The organism is Carboxydocella thermautotrophica, assembly GCA_003054495.1.
Lineage (GTDB): Bacteria > Bacillota.
On the sequence record CP028514.1, the window covers coordinates 489,603 to 506,534 of the forward strand.

Sequence of the window (16,932 nt, forward strand, 5' to 3'; positions counted from 1 at the left end):
TTTTTGTGGGCTGGTCACCAAAATGGAGCCAGAGGTGAGAGCAGTGATCAAGTTCAAGAATGTCAATAAATATTTCGGCAACCATCATGTCCTCAAGGATATCAATCTGGAAATCCGGGAAGGGGAAGTGGTGGTGGTCATCGGCCCCTCCGGCTCAGGGAAGAGCACCATGTTGCGCTGTATCAACCAGCTGGAGAAGATTTCTTCCGGTGAATTGATAGTGGACGGTTTCCGGCTGGATGACCCAAAGGTGAATATAAATCTCTTACGGCAGGAAATCGGCATGGTTTTCCAGCATTTCAATCTCTATCCTCACAAGACGGTGCTGGAAAATATCACTTTGGCTCCCATCAAGGTCAAAAAAATGGACCCCCGGGAAGCGGAAAAAATCGCCCGTTACTATCTGCAAAAGGTAGGCATTGCTGAAAAGGCTGACGCCTATCCCAGCCAGCTTTCCGGTGGCCAGCAGCAAAGGGTGGCCATTGCCCGGGGTCTGGCCATGAAGCCGAAAATCATGCTCTTCGATGAGCCCACCTCAGCCCTGGACCCGGAAATGGTCAATGAGGTACTGGATGTAATGAAGTCCCTGGCCCGGGAGGGAATGACCATGGTGGTGGTTACCCATGAGATGGGCTTTGCCCGGGAAGTGGCCGACCGGGTGATTTTCATGGATGAGGGGCGCATTATCGAGGAAGGCACCCCGGAACATTTCTTCAAAGAGCCCAAAGAGGAGCGAACCAGGCTCTTCTTAAGCAAAATTCTCTAAAAACAAGGGAGGTTGAACCGATGAAACTGAAAAAACTGATAGCATTGGCTTTCGCCGGGATCCTGTCTCTTGGACTGCTGGCCGGCTGCGGAGGCGGCGGAGAGCAGAAACAGGCGGAAAACCAGCCGGCAGCCGGAAAGGCTGGCAAACTGGAGCAAATCAAACAGCGGGGCAAATTGATTGCCGGTGTCAAGTATGATGTCCCCCTGTTTGGCATGCTCAATACCCAGACCAACCAGGTAGAAGGCTTTGAAATCGACCTGATGAAGGAACTGGCCAAAAAGATTTTTGGTGATGAGAGCAAAGTGGAATTCGTCAAGGTTGAATCCAAAACCCGGATTCCTATGCTGCAAAACGACCAGGTGGATATTGTGGCCGGTACCATGACCATTACTGAAGAGCGGAAAAAGCAAATTGACTTTTCCGATGTCTATTTTGAAGCCGGTCAGTCCCTGCTGGTCAAGAAAGGCAGCTCCATTAAATCAGTGGATGATTTGAAAGGCAAGAAAGTAGCGACTGTCCAGGGTTCCACCAGTGCCAAGAACATTCGGGCCAAGGCTCCGGAAGCCCAGGTGCTGGAATTCCCCACCTATCCCGAAGCCTTCCTGGCTCTGCAAAATGGCCGGGCTGATGCTATGACCACCGATAACTCCATCTTGCTTGGTTTTGCCCAGCAGGATCCTAATGTAGAACTGGTAGGCGGGCTCTTTACTTCCGAACCCTACGGTATGGGCTTCAAGAAAGGCAATGATGACTTTGTCAAGTTTGTCAATGACTGGCTGAAGGAAATGAAGGACAGCGGCAAGTACGCTGAACTGTATAAAAAGTGGTTTAAAGAAGAACCCCCCAAGTAAGCGGCCGGGGTCCCCTGCCCGGGGACCCCTTTAAATTGCACCGGAGGAGGTAGTTTGTATGACCAACTGGGCAGATGTCTGGCAACGCTCGGATCAATTCTTCTCCGGGCTGGCCATTACCCTGCAGGTATCCTTGCTGGCCCTGGTTCTGGCCCTGGCGATTGGCGTAATTGTGGCGGTTTTGCGGGTTATCGAAAACCCGGTAACCCAGTTTATCGGCAAATGGTATGTGGAGTTTTTTCAAAATACACCCCTGGTAATTCAGGTCTTTTTCTTTTATCAAGGACTGCCCTCTTTGGGGGTAAGCCTGTCGGAATTTACCTGTGGCACCCTGGGGCTGGGCATTTATACCGGTGCCTATATTGCCGAAGTGTTTCGGGCTGGCATCCAGTCCATTCCCAGAGGACAGTGGGAAGCGGCCCGCTCCCAGGGCTTCACTTATCTGCAAACCATGGGTTATATCATTCTGCCCCAGGCCTTGCGGGTAGCTTTGCCCCCGCTGGGCAACCAGGTGGTAAACCTGGTGAAAAACTCGGCCATTCTCAGCACCATTGCCGTTGCTGACCTGATGTATAATGCCAACCTGGTTTCTGCCGAAACTTTTATCGTTTTTGAAGTCTATATTTTTGCTGCCTTACTCTATCTGACTTTGACAATTCCCCTGAGTGCCCTGGTGGAATACCTGGAACGCCGGGTAGCTCAAGGTTATCATTAAAGGAGGGCTGAAGGATGACTACAAGTGGCTGGGCTCCCTTTCTGGATTTAAATAACCTGACCTTTCTGGCGGCTGGTTTGCGCTGGACCCTGGGGTTAGCCGCCCTGAGCATAGCCTTCAGTCTGTTTTTCGGTGTGCTGCTGGCTCTGATGCGCATTTCGGGCTGGAAGTTCCTGAGCGGGCCGGCCTATCTCTATATCCATGCCTTGCGCAATAGCCCCTTGTTGCTGATCATCTTTTTTACCTATTTCGCCTTGCCCCGGATGGGGATCAGCCTTTCGCCCTTCTGGGCCGGGGTGGTGGCTTTGACCATCTTTACTTCTGCTCTGGTAGCGGAGATTTTCCGGGGTGGAATTCAGGCGGTGCCTAAAGGGCAATGGGAAGCGGCTCGCTCCCAGGGTTTCACCTGGGCCCAGACTATGGCTTATATTATTTTGCCCCAGGCTTTCAAGAAAATTATACCGCCCCTGGTCAGCCAGTTTACTTCCCTGATCAAGGATACTTCCTATTGTTTCATCATTTCGGTACCGGAGCTGTTCAGCCAGGGCCAGGTTTTCTTCAGCCGTTACAATAACCCGATGCAGACTTTGCTGGTGGAGGCAGTGATCTATTTTGTCATCTGCTATGCCCTGACTTCCTACAGCCGCCGCCTGGAACGCAAGTTGGCCTATGGCCACTGATTGTGGTATAGTATATCCTGAGGTGATTTGTAGTGAAACCCACAGTGGCGGTTGGCATGAGCGGAGGCGTGGACAGTTCGGTAGCGGCCGCTCTTTTAAAAGAGCAAGGATATAATGTTATCGGCATAACCCTGCAAATCTCCCCGCGGGAAATTGAAGATGAGGATTACGGGGGCTGTTGCTCTCTTTCCTCCATCAATGATGCCCGCCGGGTTTGTGACAAACTGGGGATACCCTTTTATGTCCTCAACTTTCGGGAATTGTTTGCTGAAAAGGTAATCGATTATTTCTGTCAGTCCTATTTGCGGGGGGAAACCCCCAATCCCTGTATTGCCTGTAACAAGGAAATCAAATTCGAAGCCTTCCTGCGCAAGGCCCGGGCTCTGGGAGCTGACTATATCGCGACCGGCCATTATGCCCGCCGGGAATATGATGAACAGAGGGGGCGCTGGCTGTTGCGCAAAGGGGTGGATCAGCGCAAGGACCAGTCCTATGTGCTGTACACCTTTACCCAGGAGCAGCTGGCCCATACCCTCTTTCCCCTGGGGGAAATGGTGAAGGAACAAACCCGGGAACTGGCCAGAAAGCTGGAATTGCCGGTGGCCAACAAGCCGGAAAGCCAGGAAATCTGTTTTGTGCCAGATGATGATTATGGCGCTTTTCTTGAGGAAAAGCTGGGTGAGCAAATCAAGCCTGGACCTTTCCTGGACCGCCAGGGCCGGGTGCTGGGACAACACAAAGGAATTGTCCATTATACCATTGGACAGCGGAAAGGGCTGGGCATTGCCCTGGGTAAGCCCATGTTTGTGGTGGATATCGATCCGGAACGGAATGCAGTGATTCTGGGGGAAGCGGAGGAAGTGTATTCGGACCGGCTGGTTGCCGATGAGCTGAACCTGATTTCCCTGCCCGTCCTGAACCAACCTGTGGAAGTGGAGGCCAAAATCCGCTATGCTGCCCGACCGACACCTGCATTGGTACGTCCTCTGGGAGAGAAGGCTGGTAATGGGGAGCAGGTACTGGTGGAATTTAAGGAGCCGCAGCGGGCAATTACCCCTGGACAGGCAGTGGTGTTCTATCAAGGGGAGTATGTGTTAGGCGGTGGAGTAATTAGAAAACTTCCTCTGCAAATATGCAACCCATAAAACTGCCGCAGTACCGGCAGTTTTTCTTTTTAAAACCCTTGCTTTCTGCACATACTAACAGAAACCGGAGGGATAAAGGATGGCAAAAAATCTTTGCCGGGGCCGCCATCTGACGGGCTTACCCCTGTACAATCAAGCGGGAGAAATGCTGGGGCGAGTACGGGAACTGGCTGTGGATGAAGAGGGAAAACTGCGGGCGCTGGCTATTTCTGATGATAAATGGTTTACCTGGGAACAAATTCTTGCTTGTACGGATGAGGGCATTAAAATCGCAGGGGAAGCCCTGGCGTCCTGTCCAGTACCCTGCCCGGCCTGGCTGGAACAAACTCTGCTCGATCAACAAAAACAGGAAATCGGACAGGTAGGGGATCTGATTCTGGATAAAACTACCGGAACTGTGCAGGGGATTGAACTGGCCCAGACTATTTTTGATGATTTGTGGCAGGGACGGCGGGAGATTCCATGGCAGCAATTGACCTGGGAAAATGGCTATCTGGTATGGTTAGAAAGTGAAAAAGCGGGTCAAACTATGAATGAAACCTGAAGAGAGAAAGGAGTCATTCTTATGATTTGTCCCGTTTGTGGTGGAAAAAGCACCGGGAAAGTGGGAGTGGACCAGTATTATTGCTGGGATTGTTTTGTGGAGTTTCGCCGCCAGGGTAATGAAATCCAGGTTTACGATGTTGCGGAAGATGGTAGTCTCATGGCCTGGGAGGAAGAATTGGCCGAGCCCTATCTCTAAGAGGAGGTGTTTTCTATGGCCAGAAGTTTCTGGAATGGGCTGGTTGCTGGAAGCGTGCTGGGAGCAATCATCGGTTTGGTAGCCGGACCACAGCTGAAACCCACTCCCAAACGGACTTTGCTGGGAAAAACCCGGCGGGTTACAGCCCGGGCAGCCAAAATGGTCAATGATGTGCGGGACGGTGTCAGGGATATCAAAAACATTCTGGACTAAAACCGGTGATGGCAAATGAACAGAGTTAAAATAATCGCCCGCCGCAGTTTCCTGATTGGAATGCTGTTGGCGGCGCTCTTTTTTTTCTGGACCATCAGAAAAGTTTTGCTGCTGTTTACTGGTGGCTGGCTGCTGGCCTATTTGCTGGGACCGCTGGTAGACAAGCTGGAAGAGAAGGGCTTGAGCCGTTTGCAGGCTCTGATTGTCCTCTATCTTGCCATGGCGACCCTGGTGCTGGCAGGCGCATTTTTTCTCCTGCCTGCTTTTCTGCGGGAACTCAGTCAGGTAGGGGAAGTATTGCCTCGGATCTGGACCAGATGGGAAGGTTTCTGGCAAACCTGGTTACAGCGCCTGGATGGAGCGGGCTTGCCGGCAGAAGTGCAGAAGGTTCTAAGTAGCCGTCTGGCCCTGGCGCAGAAAGAGGTGGAAGGCTGGCTGGCCCAGGGGGCAGCCGGAATTCTGGCTCTGGCCGGGGAAGTTGGCACATTTTTGATTTTGCCTATCCTGGCTTTTTACTTTTTACTGGATTGGAACCAGTTGCTTCAGGGCTGGGAGCGATTGCTACCGCGGATCGCCCAATTCCATGTAGCAGCTCTGCTGGCCGAATTGGACCAGATTATGAAAAAATTTATCAGGGGACATTTGTTGATTTGCTTGCTGGTAGGTCTGTTAACGGGTTTGGCCATGCTGCTATTAGGGGTTCCTTATGCACTTTTCCTGGGGGTAGTGGCTGGGATTCTGGACCTGATTCCTTTTTTTGGTCCCATTCTGGGCGGGATACCGGCAGTAGTACTGGCCTTGCAGATAAGCTGGTCCAAGGCAGTGGCAGCTACTCTGGCGATTCTGGTAATCCAGCAAATCGAAGCCCATCTGCTTTCCCCCAAAATTTTAGGGGATGCTTTGAACTTGCATCCCCTCACCGTTATTTTTGCCTTGCTGGCCGGTGGTGAACTGGCCGGGTTATGGGGGCTGTTGCTGGCGGTGCCGCTGACAGCTATGGGCAAGGCCATTTTACGTTATGTTTTTCTTTTACTGGTGGAGGAATAATCAGCAGGGGCAGTTGGATAGCTCATTCCACTACCTCTTTATCGCTTAGCATTTGGGAAAAGAACAAGGAAAACACTCATGTTCGTGTTCTTCGGGTTCTCTGGTAGCTGCAATCAAAGTGGCGATGGCTTTTTCTTTGGCTGCACTGGCCAGGAGGAAGCTGTTGGCCAGCCGCACTACCTGAGCCAGTTGCTCGAAGTCACAGGCTTTCACCACCTCCTTACGCAAACGGTGAGCGATTTCGCAGAAAAGCTGGGCTTCACAGCGGGTAACGGGACCCTGGGTGCCGAGAATGCAGGGCAGGCAATGACGGGTATAGATGGCCTGATTGCAATCGGGACACTTATAATGGGGATTGTCATCACGTTCTTTGTTCATTTTTCTGGAACCTGGTTCAAAAAACTTGACTGTTTTTATCTCCAGCCAAGTTGGCCCCCAGACCAGGATTTCGCCTCCTTTCCGAATACTTGATTTGCCCCCGCGGGGCAGAGCGACAGGGGACCTCGGCCCGGGAGTTCCACCCGGACGGGAGTACTGCACCGGTTTATGCTGACCTCCCGGTGGGAGTATAACTCCGCCTCCCGCGTCCTGTTAGGACGCCTACCGGTTTCTCCGACACCGGCTAAACGGGGTCACCGTACGGACAGGGCCAATAACTTCAGGTCAGGCCAGACGGAGTTATACGCCTCCTGCTGACACGGAGCAAGCCCGTTATGCACAGAAAGCCTCTCCCCCAGCCGCCTCAAGCAGGCCCTGACCCCACGGGTCATCCCTTTTCCTTCCCCAGGTCTATCAGGATTAACCTTCCGGGTCAGGTTTTGCTTGATTTGCGATACCAGTTGCCTGAGTTCTTCAGTCACCCGTTCCCTGAACCCCATTGCCCGACGACCTATAACCAGTGCCGCCGCGCAATGCACCGGAACGGCGTAACGTTTCATATACTTCCAGTAACCTATGGTTGAAGTATGCCGGGGTGATACTAACTTGAAAGGCACCCCTTCTTTTGTCGCTCTCCGATACATTGCTCCTACCATTTTTGCAAATGGAAAGTTAGAAGCCATGCGGTTAAACTTTTTATTAGTGTCCAGTCTGTCTTTGCCAAAGTTCAGGTTTTCTAAAACAATGGGTTTGCCTGAAAAGAAAGCTATATCTACCACTACTCTGGCTAAAACGCCTATCAGGTAGCTACGCCGGAAGCTGGAAGCATGGGTTAAGTCTGGTATTCTGATATAAAGAAAGCCGTTCGGGTAAGGGATAACCTGAAACTCTCCTTCATACTTGCCCAGGTTGCCGGGATAAGGAACACTGAAGCCCTCCGGCCACGGCTCCGGTTGGCCGGAAGCGCTAACGTTACACAGGGCTACCCCATCAGGGTTTGTGTCTATAGCCAGACAACCTTTAGCAAAGTCCGGTTCCTGCACCCTGACCAGTTCAAATGTCAAATGTACCAAATAGCGTCCTTCCAGGGTGCGGATCAGTTCTACCGCATAGGGTAACTTCATGGCCAGCCATATCTGCACCAGTTCCCGGTGTTTTTCCGGCAGCCACAACTTACCCTCAACCCTGGGGGCCTGGCTCATCCTGGGGCGACCAAGTTTATCTATGCCTGTCTGTTCAGAAAGGTGGGAGAGGGAAACCGCCAGGCGGAAGTCCTGTCCGCCATAAAATATCTTAATGTTGGGGTTGCCTCCCTTGCTCTCGTCTCCCCGGGAGTAGAGGCGGTTCCTGCGGGCGTGCCGCCATTTTTCACGGGCGGCCCGGCCCTGGCAGACCTTTTCCCATAGCCTTCTGCCCCCAAAGACTACCTCTGGTATTGTACCCTTCTCCTGGTAATCCTTCAGTTCAGCCAGCCTTTTTGCCAGTGAAACCACCCGCTTGTTCCGCCCCTTGACTGCCAGGCGGAGCTTTTCAATAACTTCTGAAGCAGCCCCCTTTTCCTCTGCCTTCGCCAGTTTCCTCATAGCCAGGCTGAGTTTCTTCCTGGCCCGGCCCAGTTTCTTTTCTGTTTCTTCATTTTCTAACTTCAGCAGTTCTGTTTGGGAGTCCAGCAGGGCCTGTGCTTTAAGTCTGGCATCATCCGTATAGCGGGAGTTCAGCCCGAAAAGTTCTTGTCCTGACTTCTTGATTTCACGGCGGGAAGCACCTTCCAGGAGCCGGTTAAAGGCCCACCGCATACAGGCACAGAAGAGACGCATCTCCGTAGTCAGCGGGTCTTCTTCGCCCCTGCTCCACTTCGAAGACCGGTAAGTCGGGTAAATCTCCGGAAAAAACTCCCCGCACACAGTCATGCTAAATTTGTTCTTCTCGTGTTTCTTTGGCATTCCTGATCAGCTCCCCGAAACCCTGCCGGACTTTGCTGCTTCTCCAATGGATAATAGTTCCATTTTTTTATTGTAGCAAAACAGTTAAATACAATCAATTATAGTCTAGTTTTCTGAAGCTGCTGCTTACCTCCTTCGTGGGAATTGCGAGTATATTCTCGTAAAAAATATGGCTGGGGAAGCAGGAATATGCCTGTTTAATCCAGCCATTTCAGCAGACGGGGATTTGGGTCAAGGATAGATTGATACTGCTTAATATTGCCGAATTTTCCTTCCGGATCCAGAGTCAGATAGCGGTGGTACTTAGCTATGCGATCCACCGGGCGGGCCCAGCCATAGTGCTTGATTCTGATAGCTGAGGCCAGGCCTGGTAACTCCGTGATATTTCTGGGAAAACGCCCGCAGTGCAAGGCAGTTTCCTGCCAGACATAGGGGAAAGAGGGAATATATCTAACCAGAAAGGGACGATAGGTCAGGTGGGCCTGCCAGTATTCATCTTCCCGGTAATGGTCTTCATCCCACATATCATAGAGGCGGAAGGCAATCCAGTCATATTCAGTCTGATTTATTAAGCTGGAAAACTCGCTATATATACGGTCTTCGAAAACTTCATCGGCATCTAAAGCCAGGATCCAGTCAGGCTCAGTCTTGATGGTTTCCAGCCACTGTTGCTGGCGTAATACGATTTCATTGTGAAAGGAAGATTGGGATCGGCGAATCAGTTTTAAAGGGATACCCTGCAAGATTTTTTCACAGAGCTCCGGGGTTTCATCTTCGGAACCGTCATCAATGATTACGGCAGTATCAACCAGCGGGCGGGCCTGTTCTAAAACCCGGGCCAGATAGCGATTGGCTTCGTTACGTACCACCATGGAAAGGGTAACGCGGTTGTTGCTGTTTTTTCTTTGCCAGCCGGGGCGGGGGAAATTCCAGAGGGGCTGGTAGCTTTTTTTATATTCCTCAATTCGGGCCATGTCTGCTTCCCGGTAAAGGTGCAGGGCGGGAAACTGGGTATCTACATAGAGAGGGAAACCGAGAACAGCAGCCCGGATGCAGAAATGACGATCTTCGCCCCAGTAATCCAGATTGGGAATAAAATTAAAATTAACACCGGCTGTTAGAGCCCGGTGGGAGATGAGGGTACAGGCCCCCAGCCCGCCCACCTGGTAAAGGCCGGGAACTTGCAGTCGTCGGAGAAATTCAGGACTTAACTGATACTGTCCCCTTTCCCAGACCTGGGGAAGGCGAGGTGTCTCCGGTTGCCAGCAGGTCCAGAAAATCTCCGAGACGATGTCTTTTTCACAGAGATAGAGATGCCGGAGGGTTAAGGGATGGAGGATTAGGTCGCTATCCACCAGAAAGACATGGGTGTATTCTTTTTCCAGTGCAAAATTGAGAATAAAGTTTTTTAAACTGGCTACAAATTTAATCAGCTCATCATTCCAGTGGTGAGTGGTAGTATTACAAAGATAAGGGGTGGAGTTGGGCGGGACCTGAGCGTAGAAGTAGGTAGAACCTTCCCGGCGAAAACCCTGCAGTAACTGGCTGGAGAGAGGATCATCATTGTTATCAATGAGGAGGAAATCGGCGGTTAAACCGGTCAGATCCAGCTCCTGCAGGGAGCGCAGAAACTCTCGTAAAATAGCAGGTTTTTGCCGAATGGGACTGGCAATCAGAATCATAGCCATCCTTCTTCCTTCCAGAATAAATCAGAGAGCAAAGACCAGCAGGGGTCGGGACTGAAGACAGCTCCCAGGGCCAAATAGATAACTGCCTGGTAGCAGGGCAAGGCTTGCTGCTCCAGTTGCTTTAATGGCAAGAAGGCTTTCTGGTAAGCCAGAGACATAATATAGTAAAGTACCAGCCGGGTATCGTGCTGCCAGTTCAGGAATTGCAACAGGCGCAAACAGGAGTCAGGAGTATAAAGACAGAACCACTCATCCTGCCAGAGCCGGGGATGAGTCTGAGCCAGCTCTAGCAATCTTGTCAGGGGATAGAGATAAGTCGGCTGGCTCTGGAGGGCCGCCAGATAATAGCGAGCAGCCATGGCAGGTTGCTGACGGGCCAGCGCCATATCCCCCCGGGCCTGCTGGATTTGGGCCCGGGCCTCCGGACAGCCCCTGGCTGCCAGGGTCAGCAGGGTTTCCGCAGCAGCATAATTATTTTGTTCCAGTTCCTGCAAAGCCAGGAGCAAATAAAGCTGAGGAGCCAGGGGGGCGTATTTTTCAGCATCAGCCCAATTGCCCAGCAGAAAATGGCAGTAACCTGCCCGCAGGGCCAGGTCAGGTAAGTAACCGGCACCGGTAGGGATGACTGCCAGGGCCTGTTCAAAATAATGCAGGGCGGTACGGGGATTAGCGGCGGTCAAATACTCACATCCCAGACTGTAAAGCAAAAAAGGGTCCTGCTTGTTCTGGGTCAGGGCCAGCTGGATTACCTGCTGGTTACGCTGACACTTTTGTTTTTGCTGGATTACTGCCGGGAGATAACCGTAATGGTAGATGGTGAGGGGAGCCTGACCAATGGCCTCCTTGCCGGCATGAGCGGCTATACTGGGCAGTACTTGTTCGTGGATTACCCCGCTGAAACGATAGTGAGGCCGGTTACGAAAAAGGCGGACAACCAGGTCCTGGCTGCGATACAGCCAGTTGTCTGGCTCATGCAAGTTAATAACCGGCAGGTAGAAGCCTTCATACAGACTGCCAGGCGCAGTCAAAAACCGCTGCAGCTGTTCTCTCCCCTGATGGATTAAAACCTCGTCGGCATCCAGCACCAGAATCCAGTCACCCCGGGCCTGCTCCAGGGCAAAGTTACGGGCCTGGCTGAAATCATGGGTCCAGGGACAGGAAAATAGGCGGGCAGAGAAACTGGCCGCAATCTCCAGGGTCCTGTCCGTAGAGCCTGTATCAACGATGATGATTTCATCCACCAGTTCCTGGATTGAGGTCAGGCAGCGGGCCAGACAGTTTTCCTCGTTTTTAACAATCATGCAAAGGGAGAGCAACATAATCAATCACCTCCGGCAATTAATGGGAGGCGATTCAGCCAGTACTGGCTGAGTTCCTGATAAAACCTGGCTACTTCCAGGGGAGGACTGGCAGCCAGCAGCCTGTTGCTGATTTCAATCATCCTTGTCAGAGCTGCCTGCCAGGCCAGCTCACGTACGGGGAAATTTTGTTGTTCATTGAGCCAGTTAGCCAGTCGTAGAGCCGGTTCCGAACAGCCGAGCCGACATAGGGTTTGATAAACCTGGACCGCTAAGTCCCTGGCAATTCCTTCCCCTGAAGGAGAAACGGATTGTTGCTCCAGTAGCCAGTTCAGGAGGGAAGCGTTAGCCTGGCCATCGGGAATGGAATTGAGTTCGGTCAGAATGGGAGTCAGTTCTTGCCGGGAGAGATATGCTGCCAGACAGGACCAGATGAGAGCAGCAGGACGCCGGTGATTCTTTGCAGGTATCTGCTGGAAATAAGCCAGGGCCTTGCTAAACTCCCCTTCCAACATGGCCGCTTCTCCCATTAACAGGAATTTATCAGCCAGTGCCACACAGGAAGTATTCTCAAGCAGTAAATTGAGAGCAGCAGTCTGAAAATGTTCCAGGAAAATCCGGCAAACCAGCAAGGTGGCTGCCGGGTTATTGAGGTTAAAATGGTAGTATAACCAGCGCAGGACGGTCAAACCATCAGCCAATTCCAGCCAGCAGGTTACCAGTTCCTTCAATGCTGGAGCGAAGGTAGGGTTATCCAGCAGAGCTTTAGTCCAGGCGATTACGGCCTGCCAGTGCTGTCGTAAAGCCCGGTAGGAAAGACCAAGATAGTAGAGACTGCGAAAACCGGTTACTCCCGCTCTGCTTGTGCCCCCGAAAGCTGGCCCGGTCCGGGCAAGAGCTGTCTGAAAAGCGCTGGCGGCCTGGCGGTGGTCGTCCAGAGCCCGGTAGCAGAGACCAAGGGCATAATGATAGTCGGGAAAATCGGGGTAGACCTTGATTTCAGCTTCCAGCATATTAAGGGCCTCCTGCCAGCGTTCCAGGGCGCTTAAACACTGGAAAGCGTTCATAACTGTAGCCGTACGGAACAGGATGACAGCCGGGGGTATTTGAGCCAGGGCCAGACTGAATTCTTCCCAGGCTGCTTGATAGTTTCTGATATAGAGATACTCAACTCCTAGATAATAGTGATAATAGGGATTGTCAGGCTGAGCAGCCAGGGCCCGCTGGAGGAGGTCAAGATTGCGCTGGTGCTTGTTCTGGCGGCGTTCCGGGAGATAGCCGCTATGAATAATCAGTGGTCCCTTGCTGGCGATTTCCGTTCGATAACCGGACGGAACCATGATCTGCTCGTGGATCTGACCCTGAAAGCGCATCCAGGGGTCCTGGCGAAAAAGACGCAATACCCAGGAGAGATGCCAGTCTGAGCCATCAGGAACCAGGAGATTTTTTACAGGTAATAGATAGGCGTCTACACCACTGGCATTAGTTACCAGTTGAGGTAGAAAGGCGGCGGATTCAGGCTCCAGGTATTCATCGGCATCCAAAACCAGAATCCACTCACCACGGGCTTGATCCAGGGCAAAATTACGGGCAGCGGCAAAATCATCCTGCCAGGGAAAAGTATAGATTTTATCGGTAAAGCGGGCGGCTATGGCCCTGGTGTCATCAGTGGAACCGGTATCCACCACAATTATTTCCGCAACCCAGGGCTGAGCAGAGCTGAGACAGGTGGCCAGGGATTCAGCCTCATTGCGTACGATTAGGCACAAACTGATATCAGCCATAGCTTACACCTCAATTAGACAGGCTTCGATCCTGGCCAGCAGCTGAGCACATTCCTGGTGCTGGGGGCTAATTGCCAGTTCAGTACGCAGGACGGAGAGAGCCAGCTCCTGGTAAAGGCGGGCCAGTTCCCGGGCCACTCTAGGTTCATTGTAGCCCTGTTGATAGGCCTTGACCATAAACTGTTCGGCTTCCGCCAGCTTACCCTGTAACCAGCAACTTTTGGCCAGCAAATATTTCAGATACGGGTCCGGACTCTGACTGACCAGCTGCCGGGCCTGTTTTTCTGCCTGAGCTCCCCAGCCCTGTTGCAGGTATAATTCCACCCAGGCAAGATCGGGCTCCGGTGGCAACCAGGGTTTAAGCCGTTTCCTGGCTTGCCAGAATTTTTTCAGCTTTTGGTACTCTGCAATTTGGACCAGCAGTTCCCAGGCAGCCTGCTGCCATTCGCCTTCAATAGCAGCAGAGCTGGTTGGCGGGAGATAGCCGTAAACCAGCAAGTGCAGCAGACAGGCAGTCGGGGAAAGGAACTGCTGCAAATTGCGGAGAGTTTGAAGGGCATGTTTCCGGTGACCATAAACCCAGTACCAGAGGATAAGGTGGTATTGAGCCGACAGAAAAAGGGAACCAGCCGGGGAAAGGCGGCCAAACAGAGATTGGGCGGCCAGGATATTACCCAGTTTCAGCTGACAGAGGCCAGCTAACCAGATGATATTCTCCGGACCGTCCTCCAGCTGGCTTAAAGCTTGTTCAAAACAGGCAAGGGCCAGCTGATAAGCTTTTTCATTGAATAACAGGCGGCCCAGTAACAAACGGGCAGAGGGCTCGGAAAAATCAAAAACCTTTTCCAAATCGGTCATAGTTTCCTGTGGATATTTGCGCGGTTCCAGAATGGCAATAATGCGGGCTAAAGCGGGAACCAGATTGGGATTGTGTTGAAGGGCAGTTAAGTAATACTTGAGTGCCCCTTCCCGGTCCTGAAAATATTCAGCCAGTTCTCCCAGATGGTAATTAACTTTATCCACCTGGCAGCTGTATACATTGGCATAAAAGGCTGGCTGGGGTGGCAGTTGCAGACATTGACGAAAGCTGGTTATAGCCAGGGCCGGTTGTTTGAGCTCCTTTAAAACCAGTCCGTGGATAAAATAAAGATCTCCCTGTTGGGGAAAGAGAGGACGCCATTCTTGCTCAATAAAATCCAGTAATTCCTGATAGTTTTTTAGATGTAAAAGACAGGAGGCAATGTAACGGTAAAGCTTGGGGGCATAAAGTGCCTGGGGAGCAAGCCGGGATTGAACCAGGCGGAACTGGGATAACGCTTCAGTATATTCCCGGGCGCGGAAATATTCCACTCCCAGGTGGAAACGGTTCAGAAGATGATCAGGGTTACTGTCTACTTCTTTCAACAGTAAGCGTAAATTGCGCTGCCGTTTGTCCTTGTTTTCGATCTCTTCATCCAGATAGCCATAGTGATAAAGCACTATATCTTCAGCAATTTCGATTTTAGCGGTAGGATTGACGGCCAGGATGTTGTCACAAATTTGTTCATGTACTGCCCCGGTAAAACGGTACTGGGGCCGGTTGCGGAAGAACCGGAATACCACATCAGCAGCTGTTAGTACTTCTGAGCCGGAATTGAAATAATTGATGATTTTCAGCAAATAGCCTTCAACTTCGGTAGCTGAAATTTTGTTGCGCAGACAGGCAATACTGTCAGGATGCAGCTCTTCATCACCATCAATAACCAGAATCCAGTCCCCTGTGGCCTGTTGCAGGGCGAAATTGCGCACCTGACTGAAATTATCCTGCCAGGGCTGGATATATATTTTTTCCGTAAAACGGCGGGCGATTTCTAATGTGTTATCGCTGGAACCGGTATCTACGATAACAATTTCCTCCACTGCCGGTTTAATGCTGGACAAACAGCGTTCCAGGTATTTACCTTCATTTTTTACTACCAGGCAGGCGGTGATGGTAGAATTGTTCATTTCTATCCCCCCTTTGCCTAAAACTATATTATTGTTTAAACCAAAGAAAGTTGCAGAAAAAGGTAACAATTTTTTTGAGCTTATCATAGTGTATATCAGCTATCTGATTAATTAGGGAGTGAAAGGTATGCCGAACTATAAAGTTTTTCAGGATAATCCTGATTCACTAAAAATCAAGATATTCGGCAGCCAGAATCAGGCTATTAATACTGATAACTCTGGTAGTATAGTTATTACTTCAACGGGCCTGGCGGTTACCGGAAGTATTAATGTAGGTACAGTCACAGTCACTTCTACGGGATTGTCAGTGACTGGTGCAGTAGATGTAGGCACAGTAACTGTGACCTCGACGGGCCTGGCGGTTACCGGAAATATTAATGTAGGGACAGTCACAGTAACTACAGGATCAGGACAACTGGCCGTTTCTCTAGGTACTGGTCTGGTCAATGTCTCAATGAATAATCTGGCAACTACAGATGTTACAGAAGTAATTGCCAATAATGCTTCTGTTACTGCCAGCGGCGCAACTGCCAGGCCGATTCTGGGTTACAATACCTGGACATTTGCTGTCAAAAACAGCTCTACGGTGGCAAATGCCCAGGCGGTTGTTCAGCTACAACTTAGCGCAGTGGGAGCTGATGAGTCCGACTGGGTCAATGATGGTAGTCCGGTCACTCTGAACCAGAACAGTGTGGCTTTTTTGGTTGGTTCCTACCAGGTCAAATATGCCCGAATTTATTACCGGGCAGTGAATGCAGCCAGTGCTGTAACCTTGAATATAACCTATCAGGCACAGGTTTAGAACTTAATTTAGATAGGGCACTTTGTCTGAGCAGACAAGTGCCTGTTTTCATGTTTATCCGGGTCAGGATACAGGTTTTTATTAAAATGACCACTGGTGGTGAATAGCCAATGCTATTGTATATACCGAATGTAATTGCTAATACTACTGAAAATTCCACCGGCCCGGTAGAAATCAGTGGCGCAAGTACTGTTACGGTTTTTCTCAAAAACCAGGGCTTATTCCCGGTTATCTGGTGGCTGGAAATCAGTCCGAATGGAGAGGATTTTCTCAGGGAAAATATCCAGACTTCGACCAATCCTGGTTGTTTGCAAAGGCTGATATTATCCACTCCCGCTCCCTTTCTGAGAGTGAAATATAAGACAGAGTTTTGCCAGACCAGTTTTGATTTGTGGATTTATTACTTCTGATTGGGAGGGGAGAAAATGAGCAAGCAGAGCAATTATTGTCCCAATGAGTTCAGGGTCCAGGTTTACGGAACCAGTACCTCCCAACCACTGAAAACCAATAACCAGGGGCAGTTGATTATAAAAAAAATTATTGAACCCATGAATGTTATTCAGGTACCTGTTTTTGTTTCACAAAAACTACAGGGTGTGCAGGTAACGGGCATACCCCAAAAATGGTTGCAGCAGGATGTAGCTACATTGCGTGAATATAGTTATCTGTTGCATAATGTAGGCAGTGTCACTGTGGTAGCTACTTTGCTGATCGCTCCGGAGAGCACCGGTCCGTGGGTAACGGATGGGTTGGCCCAGGTACTTGAACCCGAGAAAGCTAAGGTGATGAATCCAAACTTTTTCTTGCGCTACCTGGCGGTGGAGCTGGTAAAAATTGATAATCAAGGTCCGGATGGAATCGTGGATATATATTTTCAAGGTCATAGTTAAG

At 50.8% G+C, this 16,932-nt stretch carries 18 protein-coding genes; 12 read left to right on the top strand and 6 right to left on the bottom strand.

What is annotated here, in order from left to right:
- Window positions 1-43: 43 nt before the first annotated feature.
- The 9 genes from CTH_RS02425 to CTH_RS02460 all read left to right on the top strand — a co-directional run bounded on the left by CTH_RS02425 (window position 44) and on the right by CTH_RS02460 (window position 6,162).
- On the top strand, window positions 44-766 hold the full coding sequence (locus CTH_RS02425; protein ID WP_078665479.1) for an amino acid ABC transporter ATP-binding protein: 723 nt from the start codon (window positions 44-46) through the stop codon (window positions 764-766).
- 20 nt (window positions 767-786) lie between these two features.
- Window positions 787-1,620 carry an ABC transporter substrate-binding protein gene (locus CTH_RS02430; protein WP_078665446.1) on the top strand — a complete coding sequence of 278 codons (834 nt, stop codon included), beginning with the start codon at window positions 787-789 and terminating at the stop codon, window positions 1,618-1,620.
- Between the two features lie 58 nt (window positions 1,621-1,678).
- Window positions 1,679-2,335: an amino acid ABC transporter permease gene (locus CTH_RS02435; RefSeq protein WP_078665445.1), complete on the top strand. Its 657-nt coding sequence runs from the start codon at window positions 1,679-1,681 to the stop codon at window positions 2,333-2,335.
- 14 nt (window positions 2,336-2,349) lie between these two features.
- A complete protein-coding gene (locus tag CTH_RS02440) occupies window positions 2,350-3,015 on the top strand; it encodes an amino acid ABC transporter permease (RefSeq protein ID WP_078665444.1) in 666 nt (221 codons plus the stop codon).
- Window positions 3,016-3,047: 32 nt separating this feature from the next.
- On the top strand, window positions 3,048-4,160 hold the full coding sequence (mnmA, locus tag CTH_RS02445) for a tRNA 2-thiouridine(34) synthase MnmA (protein WP_477021182.1): 1,113 nt from the start codon (window positions 3,048-3,050) through the stop codon (window positions 4,158-4,160).
- Window positions 4,161-4,239: 79 nt separating this feature from the next.
- Complete coding sequence (locus tag CTH_RS02450) at window positions 4,240-4,704, top strand: PRC-barrel domain-containing protein (RefSeq protein WP_107752919.1); 465 nt, start codon at window positions 4,240-4,242, stop codon at window positions 4,702-4,704.
- A gap of 21 nt (window positions 4,705-4,725) precedes the next feature.
- Window positions 4,726-4,902: a hypothetical protein gene (locus tag CTH_RS14235; RefSeq protein ID WP_174183020.1), complete on the top strand. Its 177-nt coding sequence runs from the start codon at window positions 4,726-4,728 to the stop codon at window positions 4,900-4,902.
- A gap of 15 nt (window positions 4,903-4,917) precedes the next feature.
- Window positions 4,918-5,115 carry a hypothetical protein gene (locus tag CTH_RS02455; RefSeq protein ID WP_079908019.1) on the top strand — a complete coding sequence of 66 codons (198 nt, stop codon included), beginning with the start codon at window positions 4,918-4,920 and terminating at the stop codon, window positions 5,113-5,115.
- A 15-nt stretch (window positions 5,116-5,130) separates the two neighbouring features.
- Window positions 5,131-6,162, top strand: coding sequence for an AI-2E family transporter (locus tag CTH_RS02460; protein WP_107752921.1), 1,032 nt, complete (start codon window positions 5,131-5,133; stop codon window positions 6,160-6,162).
- Between the two features lie 45 nt (window positions 6,163-6,207).
- Here CTH_RS02460 and CTH_RS02465 read toward each other — a convergent pair whose 3' ends face one another.
- From CTH_RS02465 to CTH_RS02490, 6 genes are all read right to left on the bottom strand, one after another.
- A complete protein-coding gene (locus tag CTH_RS02465; RefSeq protein ID WP_079933601.1) occupies window positions 6,208-6,540 on the bottom strand; it encodes a hypothetical protein in 333 nt (110 codons plus the stop codon).
- A 254-nt stretch (window positions 6,541-6,794) separates the two neighbouring features.
- A complete protein-coding gene (locus CTH_RS02470) occupies window positions 6,795-8,483 on the bottom strand; it encodes an IS200/IS605 family accessory protein TnpB-related protein (RefSeq protein WP_107752926.1) in 1,689 nt (562 codons plus the stop codon).
- Between the two features lie 197 nt (window positions 8,484-8,680).
- Window positions 8,681-10,171 (bottom strand): glycosyltransferase family 2 protein, encoded by a 1,491-nt coding sequence (locus tag CTH_RS02475; protein WP_200805657.1) that lies wholly within the window; start codon window positions 10,169-10,171, stop codon window positions 8,681-8,683.
- Complete coding sequence (locus CTH_RS02480; RefSeq protein WP_107752928.1) at window positions 10,162-11,490, bottom strand: tetratricopeptide repeat-containing glycosyltransferase family 2 protein; 1,329 nt, start codon at window positions 11,488-11,490, stop codon at window positions 10,162-10,164. Before CTH_RS02480 ends, CTH_RS02475 begins: the two co-directional genes overlap by 10 nt.
- A gap of 2 nt (window positions 11,491-11,492) precedes the next feature.
- A complete protein-coding gene (locus tag CTH_RS02485; protein ID WP_107752930.1) occupies window positions 11,493-13,253 on the bottom strand; it encodes a tetratricopeptide repeat-containing glycosyltransferase family 2 protein in 1,761 nt (586 codons plus the stop codon).
- Window positions 13,254-13,256: 3 nt separating this feature from the next.
- Window positions 13,257-15,239, bottom strand: coding sequence for a TPR domain-containing glycosyltransferase (locus CTH_RS02490; protein ID WP_159073801.1), 1,983 nt, complete (start codon window positions 15,237-15,239; stop codon window positions 13,257-13,259).
- Between the two features lie 127 nt (window positions 15,240-15,366).
- Between CTH_RS02490 and CTH_RS02495 the strand changes: the two genes are divergently transcribed.
- The 3 genes from CTH_RS02495 to CTH_RS02505 all read left to right on the top strand — a co-directional run bounded on the left by CTH_RS02495 (window position 15,367) and on the right by CTH_RS02505 (window position 16,931).
- Complete coding sequence (locus CTH_RS02495; RefSeq protein ID WP_107752934.1) at window positions 15,367-16,041, top strand: DUF6385 domain-containing protein; 675 nt, start codon at window positions 15,367-15,369, stop codon at window positions 16,039-16,041.
- A 110-nt stretch (window positions 16,042-16,151) separates the two neighbouring features.
- Window positions 16,152-16,451 (top strand): DUF6385 domain-containing protein, encoded by a 300-nt coding sequence (locus CTH_RS02500; RefSeq protein ID WP_107752935.1) that lies wholly within the window; start codon window positions 16,152-16,154, stop codon window positions 16,449-16,451.
- 15 nt (window positions 16,452-16,466) lie between these two features.
- A complete protein-coding gene (locus tag CTH_RS02505; protein ID WP_107752937.1) occupies window positions 16,467-16,931 on the top strand; it encodes a DUF6385 domain-containing protein in 465 nt (154 codons plus the stop codon).
- Window position 16,932: the final 1 nt, after the last annotated feature.